General features: G+C 45.5%; 9 protein-coding genes and 1 pseudogene. 6 read left to right on the top strand and 4 right to left on the bottom strand.

Annotation, left to right across the window (positions count from 1 at the left end; all coding sequences use genetic code 11):
• Nucleotides 1-189 precede the first annotated feature (189 nt).
• Nucleotides 190-1,308, bottom strand: a complete 1,119-nt coding sequence (locus tag F6K53_RS29330; protein WP_293083110.1) for a PLP-dependent transferase — start codon at nt 1,306-1,308, stop codon at nt 190-192.
• Nucleotides 1,309-1,406: 98 nt separating this feature from the next.
• On the opposite strand from F6K53_RS29330, the gene F6K53_RS29325 reads away from it, so the two are divergent.
• The 3 genes from F6K53_RS29325 (at nt 1,407) to F6K53_RS29315 (ending at nt 5,271) form a co-directional block, all read left to right on the top strand.
• Entirely contained in the window at nt 1,407-1,601 is a 195-nt protein-coding gene (locus F6K53_RS29325; protein ID WP_293021567.1) for a hypothetical protein, read from the top strand.
• A gap of 189 nt (nt 1,602-1,790) precedes the next feature.
• Nucleotides 1,791-2,999, top strand: coding sequence for a 1-deoxy-D-xylulose-5-phosphate reductoisomerase (gene dxr, locus F6K53_RS29320; protein ID WP_293083107.1), 1,209 nt, complete (start codon nt 1,791-1,793; stop codon nt 2,997-2,999).
• A 685-nt stretch (nt 3,000-3,684) separates the two neighbouring features.
• Nucleotides 3,685-5,271, top strand: a complete 1,587-nt coding sequence (locus F6K53_RS29315; protein WP_293070863.1) for a glucose-6-phosphate isomerase — start codon at nt 3,685-3,687, stop codon at nt 5,269-5,271.
• 104 nt (nt 5,272-5,375) lie between these two features.
• Here F6K53_RS29315 and F6K53_RS29310 read toward each other — a convergent pair.
• Nucleotides 5,376-5,531, bottom strand: a pseudogene (locus tag F6K53_RS29310) (transposase); the annotation flags it as partial.
• 729 nt (nt 5,532-6,260) lie between these two features.
• Here F6K53_RS29310 and F6K53_RS29305 point away from each other — a divergent pair.
• The gene (locus tag F6K53_RS29305; RefSeq protein ID WP_293070861.1) at nt 6,261-7,925 is read left to right on the top strand and encodes a thiamine pyrophosphate-binding protein; all 1,665 of its coding nucleotides are present in this window, start codon (nt 6,261-6,263) and stop codon (nt 7,923-7,925) included.
• Between the two features lie 257 nt (nt 7,926-8,182).
• Nucleotides 8,183-8,878 (top strand): response regulator transcription factor, encoded by a 696-nt coding sequence (locus F6K53_RS29300; RefSeq protein ID WP_293044618.1) that lies wholly within the window; start codon nt 8,183-8,185, stop codon nt 8,876-8,878.
• Nucleotides 8,879-8,946: 68 nt separating this feature from the next.
• Here the strand turns inward: F6K53_RS29300 and F6K53_RS29295 are convergent, their stop codons facing one another.
• Nucleotides 8,947-9,438, bottom strand: a complete 492-nt coding sequence (locus tag F6K53_RS29295) for a low molecular weight protein-tyrosine-phosphatase (protein WP_293044616.1) — start codon at nt 9,436-9,438, stop codon at nt 8,947-8,949.
• Between the two features lie 171 nt (nt 9,439-9,609).
• Between F6K53_RS29295 and F6K53_RS29290 the strand changes: the two genes are divergently transcribed.
• On the top strand, nt 9,610-11,001 hold the full coding sequence (locus F6K53_RS29290; protein ID WP_293070858.1) for an SGNH/GDSL hydrolase family protein: 1,392 nt from the start codon (nt 9,610-9,612) through the stop codon (nt 10,999-11,001).
• 112 nt (nt 11,002-11,113) lie between these two features.
• On the opposite strand, the gene F6K53_RS29285 is transcribed toward F6K53_RS29290, so the two are convergent.
• The gene (locus F6K53_RS29285; RefSeq protein WP_293021557.1) at nt 11,114-11,467 is read right to left on the bottom strand and encodes a YbaB/EbfC family nucleoid-associated protein; all 354 of its coding nucleotides are present in this window, start codon (nt 11,465-11,467) and stop codon (nt 11,114-11,116) included.
• Nucleotides 11,468-11,779: the final 312 nt, after the last annotated feature.

Here is an 11,779-nt window from a genome sequence, read left to right as displayed (position 1 = left end):
TTGGGCATCGTCAACTGCTATGTCAATCACCTTTAATTATACTCTAGCGCTAGTAAAATGTCAATGTCCGTTTTGCGATATTAAATCCCGTTTTATACCGTTTTATAGGGGTTTAATTGCGGGACTATAAGCCACTTTTAGTTATGTGCAAAAAATGGTAACATCCCACAATTGTGCAACGCCCCCTCACTAACCTAAAGCTTGAGCGAGATCTTCTAGTAGATCATCAGTATGTTCAAGACCAACAGACATCCGTAACAGATTGTCTGGGGTTCTGGTACCAGGAAATTCCATGGAAGCACGATGTTCGACTAAACTCTCGACACCACCCAAGCTAGTGGCTCGTGTAAATACTTTCACCTTGGCAGTAAAGGCAAAGGCATCTTCGATGTTTCCTTTCACCTGGAAAGAAATCATACCCCCAAACAGGTTCATCTGACCAGCAGCAATCCTATGTCCTGGATGGTTTGGCAATCCCGGATAATGAACAGCTTCTACTTGGGAGTGTTCTTCTAAAAACCGTGCCACCTTCAAGGCATTTTCTGAATGAGCTCTCATGCGGTAGGGTAAGGTCTGAATGCTCCGCAGGAGTAACCAACAGTCGAAAGGAGCGGCTACTGAACCGCCAGCCATCTGAATTGTTTTAATTTTTTGAAAAAATTCATCCTCAACCTTAGTAATCACGGCACCTCCTAAGACATCACTGTGTCCACCGAGATACTTGGTTGTGGAGTGTATAACCAAATCTGCCCCCAACTCCAACGGACGTTGGCTAATCGGTGTTGCCCAAGTGTTATCGCAAACACAATAAACATTATGCTGATGGGCAATATGGGCAATTTTGCTGATATCGGTAACCCTTAACATTGGATTGGAAGGGGTTTCTATCCAAATCAGCTTGGTATTGGGTTGAACTGCCTCCATGACTGTGCTAGGGTTAGCCATATCTACAAAAGTAACCTCCAAATTCCAAGGGCCGAAAATTTCTCGCAAGAGAAACCCAGTTCCTGTATAACTATCTAGAGGTGCAACTACATGGTCTCCAGGAGACAAAGCCTGGAAGATACTCAAGGTAGCTGCTGAACCAGAAGAAAAAGCGGCGGCGGCTGCTCCCCCCTCCAATTTAGACAGGCATTTCTCCAAACTATCCCGATTCGGGTTATTGTCTCGACTGTAGTTATAACCCTGAGGGTAGCTGCCGTCTGGCTGACGTTCAAATGTAGTAGATAGATAAATTGGGGACACTACTGCCCCTGTGGCTGAGTCAATATTATGGCCAGCATGCACTGCCAGTGTCTCAATTTTCATGCAACCTTTTGCTCAAATCACTGATAATACCTTTTCATAGGGAAGACGCCACATCATCTATATATGTATATATATAGAATATAGCGTTCCTCATACTTATGAGGTACAGTCAATTTTCTCCCGCCCTTATTAAGGGGGGCAAGGGGGGATTATTACTCCCTACTCCCTACTCCCTACTCTCTACTCCCTATTCCCTAAAACCCAGGACTTTGTACCTCACCCAATTGAAAACTACTATATATACATGTTGGCCATATCATGCCGCATTAATCCGGTCTACGTTGTGTGATTGACTACATAAGACTTGCTTATCACTGACAATAGGGGTAAAACTTAATCAAAACGCATATTCACTAAGGTTTGTTGCCAAATTGGCAGTACGATCATAAAAATTTACCAATCGTTTTAATTGGTTTGAGTTACTTATAGGCTCCCCATTGCCCCGGTATGATAGGGGAGTTGTTGGTAATTATAAAAAAATTGTGAAAAAAATTACACTCTTAGGTTCCACTGGCTCAATCGGTACCCAAACTCTCGATATTGTTAATCAATACCCCGAGCAATTCCAGTTAGTGGGATTGGCAGCTGGGCGCAATGTGGAAATGTTAGCCACTCAAATTAGGCAATTTCGACCGATAATTGCCGCAATTCGTGATCAAGAGAGATTGCCAGAACTCAAAGCAGCAATTGCTGACCTTGACCCCCAACCTATCCTCCTAGGGGGCGAAGCTGGAGTGGTAGAAGTGGCACGCTATGGTGATGCCGAAGCTGTAGTTACTGGCATTGTCGGCTGTGCGGGTTTGTTGCCTACTATTGCTGCTATTGAAGCGGGTAAAGACATTGCTTTAGCGAATAAAGAAACTCTAATTGCAGGTGGTCCAGTGGTACTACCCTTAGTGGAAAAACATGGTATTAAGCTGCTACCAGCTGACTCAGAACATTCGGCAATTTTTCAGTGTCTTCAGGGAGTTCCAGCAGGGGGATTGCGGCGGATTATCCTAACCGCATCCGGGGGGGCTTTCCGAGATTGGTCCGTAGACAAGTTAGCTTCAGTGAAGGTGGCTGATGCCCTCAAGCATCCCAACTGGTCCATGGGACGTAAAATTACTGTAGACTCTGCCACCCTGATGAATAAGGGATTGGAAGTGATTGAGGCTCACTTCCTGTTTGGCATGGATTATGACCACATCGACATTGTGATTCATCCCCAGAGTATTATTCATTCCCTGATTGAACTACAAGATACTTCAGTATTAGCTCAGTTAGGTTGGCCAGATATGCGCTTACCTTTACTCTATTCCCTGTCATGGCCGGAGCGGATCTATACCGATTGGGAACCACTAGATTTGGTCAAAGCTGGTAATTTGACTTTTAGGGAACCGGATCATCAGAAATATCCCTGTATGAACATCGCTGATGCGGCTGGTCGGGCTGGGGGGTCGATGCCAGCGGTATTGAATGCAGCCAATGAGCAGGCAGTTGCCCTATTCCTAGAGGAGAAAATTGGTTATTTGGATATTGCTCGTTGTATTGAATCTGTATGCGATCGCCACCAAGCTGATAACTGTTCCAATCCTTCCTTAGACGATATCTTGGCAGCAGATCAATGGGCAAGACAGGAAGTTTTAGCTGCTAGTAAGTTGCTCCGGGATTCGATCACTTTCCCACAGCCTGTCCCTTCAACAAGTTGATTAGGTTCAAGACCTGCTCAAAAATCTAAAAAACGTTTTGGGAACAGTCGCGCATAGCCCCGACGCCAAGGGCTAGCTAAGTCGGGGTAGTTTACTAGGGGACGCGCAAGTCGAAAGCCCCGCGTTTTTAAACCGGGGATGAAGACACGAGCGCGACTTTAGTCGCCGAGTTGACAATACTTTAGCGCTATAGTATAATTCAAGCATAGGGTACAGGCTGAAAAACCGTTCGCGTAGCGTCGCCTTTGGCGATGGCTGAGCCGGGAGAGAGACCCGTAACTTATTGACCTTAAAGTAGTAATGCCCGGAGGGTAGGGAAAGTCCTCCTTAAAAACCCAACCATCAACTAAAAATTGGTGTGTGAACCCAGCAAGATAACACTTTGAAAAAAAATGGTACGGCGGGGCACGCCGAAACCAAGTGAAACAGGGAAGCAACGGACTTTATAAGGCACTTCTCAAAAAGTAACTAAACGCCTAAGGAGACCAGCCCGCTGGGTATGCACGTAAACTGAACTAGAATCTTGGTCTTGACGGGATATTGGTTTAGGTATTGCCGCAAGGATACGGAGGTTCAAGGCCGGTCGTAGATCTAGGAATCCCCGCGTCTTTAGACCGGGGAGTGTCAAGCTATGTGCTTGCCTTAAACTTGTGAGTGGACAATAAAAGAAGTTGGAGAGCTACTTATGGACGCCGCTGCACTCTGGCAACGCTATCAGGATTGGCTTTATTACCACGAAGGATTAGAGATTTACCTCGATATCAGCCGTATGGGGTTTGATGATGCCTTTGTGGAGGCGATGCTGCCTAAGTTTGAAAAGGCATTTAAGGATATGGATGCCTTAGTCAACGGTGCGATCGCAAACCCTGATGAAAACCGCATGGTCGGTCACTACTGGCTAAGAGACCCGGACTTAGCCCCAACTCCAGAACTCCAACAAGACATTGTCAACACTCTCGAAAAGATTGAAACCTTTACCCAAAATGTCCACACGGGTGCCATCCATCCCCCTAGGGCACCAAAATTTACTGATGTTCTTTCCATTGGTATTGGGGGTTCTGCCCTTGGTCCTGAGTTTGTCGCTGAAGCCCTTGCGCTAGACTCTCCTCCTTTAGCTATTCACTTTATTGACAATACTGACCCAGCTGGCATTGATACTGTCCTGACCCGACTCCAAGACCGATTGTCTAGCACTCTGGTATTAGTCATCTCCAAATCTGGGGGAACACCAGAAACTCGTAACGGCATGGTGGAAGTTAAAACAGCCTACGAGTCTCAGAATCTAGACTTTGCTTCCCAAGCTGTGGCCATTACGGGTGTTGGCAGCAAACTAGATCAATTGGCGAAATCCGAAGGTTGGCTAGCCACCTTTCCCATGTACGATTGGGTAGGAGGACGTACCTCTGAAATGTCAGCCGTAGGACTACTTCCAGCTTCACTACAAGGGATTGATATCCGTCAGATGCTGGCTGGTGCTAAAGATATGGATAGCGCTACCGGTAGCCCCCAGCTCAAAAGCAATCCAGCCGCCTTACTTGCCCTATGCTGGTACTTTGCTGGCAATGGCAAGGGGGAGAAAGATATGGTCATGTTGCCTTACAAAGACAGTCTATTGCTATTCTCCCGCTACTTACAGCAGCTGGTAATGGAATCTCTAGGTAAGGAAAAAGACCTAGATGGCAATACGGTTTATCAGGGCATTGCAGTTTATGGTAACAAAGGCTCAACGGATCAACATGCCTACGTACAGCAACTTCGCGAAGGTGTTCCCAATTTCTTTGTCACGTTCATTGAAGTCTTAGAAGACCGACAAGGGAAGTCTCCAGAAGTAGAACCTGGTGTAACTACGGGAGACTATCTATCAGGTTTATTACAAGGTACTCGGCAAGCGTTGTATGAAAATCAACGGGATTCCATTACCGTAAGCATTCGTCAGGTCAATGCTAGAACCGTGGGGGCATTGATTGCCCTGTATGAACGTGCTGTTGGTCTTTATGCATCCTTGGTAAATATCAATGCCTATCACCAACCTGGGGTAGAAGCGGGTAAAAAAGCCGCCGCTGCCATTCTAGATTTACAGAAAAAGGTGATGGAGGTACTACACCAGGAAAGTGCTGCCATATCTGTTTCGGAGTTAGCTGAGAAAGTGGGAGCCCCTGACCAAATTGAAGGGATTTACAAATTGCTGCGTCATCTGGCTTATAACCAGCGGGGTATTGTCTTAGAAGGGAATCTGGGGCAGCCAAGTAGTCTAAAAGTTTCTGCTGTATAAGCTAATAGATATTTCACCTTTTTTGTTGACAGTTGACCGGAACCGCTATCCTTACCCGTTATTCAGGACGGGGAAGGATAGCGGGCTACCGCTAGGGAGCAACCTTAGGTTGCCTCCGGTCGCTTTTGGTTTTGGATGTACTCCTTAAGCACCTCAAGGGGTACCCCTCCGACAGAAATGCAAAAGTAGCTTGGGCTCCATAACCCATCTAAGGATGGCTTCTTGTGTCCAGCTTGGTTGTACTTTCGACGCTTACTCACCTTTGAGAGACGTTAGGCTTCTCTAGTCAACCCAAGAAACTTGCTAGAATAGAAAGCTTGACGCTCCCCACCCTTTAGAGGGATGGGGATTCCTAGATCGACGAATCACCTTAAACCGCCGAGTTCCCATTTTGACGCCGTCAAAGACAGGACAGTAATTAACCAAAAATCCGTGAGCTTACTACCAAATTTCCAGTCAATTCACGACAGACCTAGAGGGCAATTCTCCCTAGGCGTTCGGATACTTGTTTGAGAGTGCCGAAGATTCTGTTTCCCTCTCTTTCTCCATGTTCCGGTGCGCCCCACCGTACATTTTCTTGAAAAGGTTTGCTTTACTAGGTTCACACGCCAATTGTTAGTTGACGATTGGGTTTTTAAAGAGGATTTTCCCTGGCCTCGGAGCATTACTACTTTTTAGGCGGTCGAGCGTGGACTCCACGGATTTATATTGTCTCGTCCTAACGGTTTTTCAGCCTGTACTCTACTTTAGGATACACGACCCAGAACGAAAATTCCGGATACCACAAAAATTAATTTGGTCAACTCCGTACCTACGTTGACCCACCTTACATCCCCACCTTAAGAAGGATGGGGTATTACGGCGCTCCATGAAATAATAAATTATATCTAAAATGTAACGTTTTTTACACCCAAAAATGTAACGTTTTTTAAAATTTTGGTTACAATGCTGGCCATAAAGGTAGCTTAATTAAAGAGGTCAGAGGTGCAATGGCTCAGTCTGATGTAGTAACTGTCGGTCAATACCTTACTCAACGGCTGCAAGCCGCTGGTGTCAAGCATATTTTTGGCGTAGTGGGAGATTACGTCCTGGGTCTGATGGATGTCTTGCTAGAGAGTTCTGTAGAGTTAATCTACACCTGTAACGAACTCAATGCCGGATATGCAGCTGATGCCTATGCCCGCCTTAATGGTGTTGCTGGGTTGTGCGTTACCTATAATGTTGGTGGACTTAGTCTAGTGAATGCGGTGGCGGGTGCCTACGCTGAGCTAGTCCCCCTGATCGTGATTAGTGGAGCACCTAACAGTTCCCAGCGGCAGCAAAAGTTACTGCTACATCACACTGCTGGTAATTACAATCTACAGCTGGAAATTTTTGAAAAAATTACAGTGGCAGCCGTGAGGCTTACCAGCCCTAGTCAAGCGGCAAGGCAAATCGACCAGACTATTGCTGCTTGTTTGCGCCACCGGAGACCTGTATACATTGAAATTCCCTCAGACATAGTCAATCAACCTTGTCCTGTTACTGGGGAACGTGACTTACCAGAAACCCCAATTATGGATATCAACGCTTTATCAGAGGCAGTTGAAGAGGCTGTAAGTTTGCTAGAGCAATCCCAGCATCCCGTTATTATAGCTGGGGTTGAACTCCACCGCTACGGTATAGCAGACCAACTTACCCACCTGCTGGAGGAGACGGGATATCCCTTCGCTACCACTCTGTTAGGCAAGTCAATCCTCTCGGAAAGCCACCCACAATTCATTGGTAGCTATGCAGGAGCGTTCAGTCAGGAGTATGTACGCCAACGAGTTGAAACAGCCGACTGTATTTTATGCCTGGGTGCCTTCATGTCAGACATTAATCTGGGTGCTTTCACTGCCCAACTGCCCGAAGAGCGATTAATCAACGCTAATTCTGACAAAGTCAAAATCAAACACCACTTCTATTCTCCAGTGTATCTACCGGATTTCATGGCTGGTTTAACTGCCAAACTTCAGAAGAAAAAATCTGATGTCTTGGATATCAAGCCAGCTATAGAGTCTTTGTCTAAACGCTTTGAGTCACAACCTGAGCAAAAGCTAACCAACGCCAGATTCTATGAGCGGATGACTCACTTTATTGATGATGAGTCAATCGTGATTGCTGAAACTGGTGATGCTTTAATTGCTACCGTTGATTTGGTACTCCAAGGAGACAGCGACTACATTGGACAGGCCCTTTACACATCTATTGGCTTCTCAGTTCCTGCCTGCCTAGGAGTCGGTTTGGCTGTTCCTAACCGTAGACCGATTGTGTTTGTCGGTGATGGTGCCTTCCAGATGACCTGTCAGGAACTTTCTACGATTATTAGGCATCAACTTAACCCGATTATCTTCTTAATTAATAATGACGGGTACACTATTGAGCGGGCTATCCATGAAGGCTCGTACAACAATATTCAACCTTGGAAATATCATCAGTTACCCAAGGTTTTTGGCAATAGCTGGAGTTGCCAAGTGCGTACTGAAGGTGAGTTAGAACAAGCCTTAGAACAGGCAAAAGTTAACCATAATACTGTCTCCTTTATCGAAGTTCATTTAGATCGCCTCGATTGCTCTGATGGTGTCAAGCGCTTGGGGAAAGCCTTAAGTGCTATGCAAGGATTATCAGACTAGTAGCTGCTCTAGGCCAGAGGGGGGCTGAGTGACTAATTAATCACAAGGGTGCTTCTTTCAGCAAGCCTAAGCTATGTTGTTGTCTAGGTATCTATATTAATTTTACCAGGCAACTCCTATCTCCAGACAGTTCTGATTGAGCTGGCGTCGCCTTTCGGCGACGCTACGCGAACGAAGTATTTTTAGTCACCAATTGAGCACCAGATGACCTAGCTTAAGAGTAGGTTTGTTCTAAATGTCAGTACTATAGTTATCCCATGCCATTGATTATTCTGGTTGCAGATGACGACCTGGGCACTCGTCTGTCTGTAAGCGATTATCTGGAAATGTCAGGTTATTCAGTTATTACTGCTGAAAATGGTCAGCAAGCGCTGTCTATGATTGAGACTTATCACCCTCACCTTCTGGTTACAGATATTAATATGCCGCGAATAGATGGCTATGAACTGGTGAGAAAAGTGCGTCAGAAGCCCCCATTGCGGTTGTTACCTGTTGTATTTTTAACCGAACTCAATAGTACCAATCAACGCATCAAGGGTTATCAGTCGGGGTGTGATGTCTACCTACCTAAGCCCTTTGAGATGCAAGAATTGGGTGCAGTCATTCAAAGTTTACTAGTGCGATCGCAAATGATTCATACGGAGTTACGATTCTCATCACCACAGACTACAAAAGAGCCGGTTGATAAACCGGCATCTAGATCAATCAACTCCGTAGAGATTAATCATCAATCAGGGAATAATACCCAAGCTCATGCTCTACAGCTGACCGAGCGGGAACAGCAAGTATTGAATTTACTGGCTACAGGTTTATCCAATGTCGAAATTGGTAACCAACTACACCTGAGTCCCAGGACAATCGAGAAGTACGTTAGTCGTCTGTTCAGAAAAACTGATACGAGTAACCGAGCCGAACTCTTACGATTTGCCTTAGAACACCATTTAATCAAATGAATTCATCCAGTTAACCACCAATGGCACAAAAGCTAAGTTCACCATTGGCAATTAGTACTTGGAAGTGTTTAGTTTTGCCTAGTCTTGGTGTAATTTTCAACAACGTGTTCCAGCAGACCTTCGCAAGCGTCTAGCAGTAAATCAATCACCTTATTAAAACCCTCTGGTCCACCGTAGTATGGATCGGGGACTGAGCGCTCGGTGTGATGACGGGCAAAATCACACATTAGCCTTACTTTATCTTTATACTTCCCAGCTGGATCAAGAGAGATAATATCTTCGTAGTTTTGCTGATCCATAGCTAAAATCAGGTCAAATTCTTCCAAGTCAGACCGATTAAACTGCCGTGCTTTCCCCTGGAGTACAATCCCCCGACGTTTGGCAGCTGCTGTCATACGCCGATCCGGGGGAGAGCCAATATGATAACTGGAAGTACCAGCGGAATCGCCGACAATTTGGTCAGAAAGATTTGCTTGTGCTATCAAGTGATTCATGATGTTCTCAGCTGAGGGAGAACGGCAGATATTACCAAGGCAGACAAAGAGTAACTTGCAGGGCATGGGTATATTATTTGGTCAACTACGAGCTGCGCCGTGTTAAGTTTAGCAACGAAATTGCTCTATGGGATAGTTGAACCCATGTGGTGGGATGTCGCTTCATGGTTCAATGTCTAGCAACGCAGTGATTTAAAGACACCAACTTGTAAAGGGATACCTCCTAATTTAACGGTTATGCAAGGAAGAGATTTACTATTTAAGTCGCGCCGTAGCCTTTACCGCAAGCGCCGCCGACGGTTTAACCTACTGACGATGCTCGCAGGGATAGTTCTAAGTTTGATGATTGTGGAATTGTTGGCTCGTTTATTAGTGGCTGCGGTCGGCAAAATTAATGAGATAGCTACCTACAAGGGGGCACCCAGAGATTTCACTGTTTACCGTCCCAAGTTCGTTGACCAGACACAGCAGCTTTATGATGGATTACCAGACCTTGGTGATCTAGCTGTCCAACGGGATCTAGCTGTAGGTTACAGTTTATTGGGGAAGCAACAGAGTGATTTCTGGCGCATTAATGAGCAGGGTTTCCGGGACGACGACCCCGTTCCCTTGGTCAAACCCAAAAATGAAATTCGGATTTTTTTGTTAGGTGGCTCGACAGCCTTCGGTCAAGGGAATGCCAATAATCAAGTTACCATAGCCAGCTACTTAGAAGCTCGTCTCAATCAACGGATAAAACAGCAAAGGCGTTCCCCACAGAAATACCGGCCAATGACCTTACCCCCCTCTGAACCGGAATTAAAGCAAGCACTTGCTCTGCCGCCAAAGATTCGAAATGGTAAGTATCGTGTCATCAACGCCGCAGTACCAGGGTATACCTCTGGCAATGCACTAGCTCAGTTAGCTCTCAAAATTTTACCTTACAGCCCAGACGCAGTAATAGTGTTGGGTGGATACACAGATTTGATCACCCCCAGTGACCAAAATTTAACAGATATTCCTAACACAGAAGCCTTCTTACAAAATGCGACTGGGCATTTTTGGACTCATCTCACCCAGCAGTTGAAGCATTTAGTTACAAAAACTTATCTCGCTAAAGCAATCACATACTGGGTCTTTGATCCTCAGCCGTCAGTGAGTCAGCGGTCTCTAGTGGTCAGGGGGGAGGTTATGCCACTGAAGAAGTATCTTCCTCAGAAATCCGATGAACTGGAACGTCGATTGACGCGCTATCGCAATAACCTCAGACATATGCTGCGTTTAACAGCAGGACAGGGAATTCCTTTACTAGTTGCTGTCCAACCAGAAATAACTGGTCGTGGCAACAAAACGATCAAACCAGCAGAGAAGGAAATTTTGCAGCAGTTAGGAAAAGTTTACCAAAAACAAGTGCAAGCCAATTATCCCAAATTGGTGGTAGCGGGTCAGCAACTGGAGAAAGGCTTTCCCAAAAATATCAAGGTTCTCAACTTGTACACAATTTATCAAAACTTTCCCGAACTCGCCTTTAATGATGCCATTCACTTGACAGAAGCAGCCAATATAGAGGTGGCTAAGAGCTTATATTATGGACTTACGTCACTGCCAAAGCTACAGGTAGCTTCGTTTTACTCAAATATTGATAAATAGTCAGGCATTAATGGGATATTCGGCATGAGGTTTGGAACCATTGAGAATGATTAATTTCCTCATGCCTCTAGTTTTTTCCTACGGAATCCCGAGCGGGGATTGACCGATCAGGTTATAAACCTGGCAAATTTAACCCACTGGTAAGTTGTTCCATGCGTTCCCGCATAGTGGCTGTGGAGGTCTCATAGGCATTTTTCATGGCTGCTAACACCAGTTCAGATAAAACCTCAGCTCCTTGATTGATAGCATCCTCAGAAATCTCTACACGTAGGGGTTCCTGATTGCCACTGAGAAACACCTTCACCTTACCGTCTTCCCCTGATGTTCCCTCAATTTCCATTTGCTCCAACTGATCCTGGAGCTCTTTGGCACCCTTTTGAACTTCTTGAGCTTTTTTGAACGCTTCGGCTAGTTCTTTCATCTTGCCGAGACCGAGACCAAATCCTTTTCCTTTGTCTTGTGTCATAAAAAATCCCAGTTAAGTTTAGAAACCCCATGTCTAATGACCGGGGATGAAAAACAAACATCAAGCGCGGTTTGAACCGCTGCCCAAGTCGGCACGAAGTCCAGTCCATGGGCAACGGGTGCGCTGACATTAGAAATCCTGTGCTGATTTACCTTTATCTATTGTGTATCTATCGTGTATCTATTGTGGTGCTATTGGAATTTTCCTCACCTTAACAGCAATAGGAAATAGGGGAATAAATTCCCGGTGTCGTTATTCATACATGGGCTGAAGCGATATAGTTAACTTCCTGCCGTTCTTTTCTAGTTTAGC

The organism is Moorena sp. SIO4A1, from assembly GCF_010672065.1.
Lineage (GTDB): Bacteria > Cyanobacteriota > Cyanobacteriia > Cyanobacteriales > Coleofasciculaceae > Moorena.
This window is presented reverse-complemented; position numbering and strand designations above follow the sequence as displayed.

Coding starts and splice junctions, on each gene's coding strand:
- F6K53_RS29290 (WP_293070858.1), top strand. CDS start 9,610: ATGCAAGGAAGAGATTTACTATTTAAGTCGCGCCGTAGCCTTTACCGC.
- F6K53_RS29315 (WP_293070863.1), top strand. CDS start 3,685: ATGGACGCCGCTGCACTCTGGCAACGCTATCAGGATTGGCTTTATTAC.
- F6K53_RS29330 (WP_293083110.1), bottom strand. CDS start 1,308: ATGAAAATTGAGACACTGGCAGTGCATGCTGGCCATAATATTGACTCA.
- F6K53_RS29285 (WP_293021557.1), bottom strand. CDS start 11,467: ATGACACAAGACAAAGGAAAAGGATTTGGTCTCGGTCTCGGCAAGATG.
- F6K53_RS29295 (WP_293044616.1), bottom strand. CDS start 9,438: ATGCCCTGCAAGTTACTCTTTGTCTGCCTTGGTAATATCTGCCGTTCT.
- F6K53_RS29325 (WP_293021567.1), top strand. CDS start 1,407: ATGAGGTACAGTCAATTTTCTCCCGCCCTTATTAAGGGGGGCAAGGGG.
- F6K53_RS29305 (WP_293070861.1), top strand. CDS start 6,261: ATGGCTCAGTCTGATGTAGTAACTGTCGGTCAATACCTTACTCAACGG.
- F6K53_RS29300 (WP_293044618.1), top strand. CDS start 8,183: ATGCCATTGATTATTCTGGTTGCAGATGACGACCTGGGCACTCGTCTG.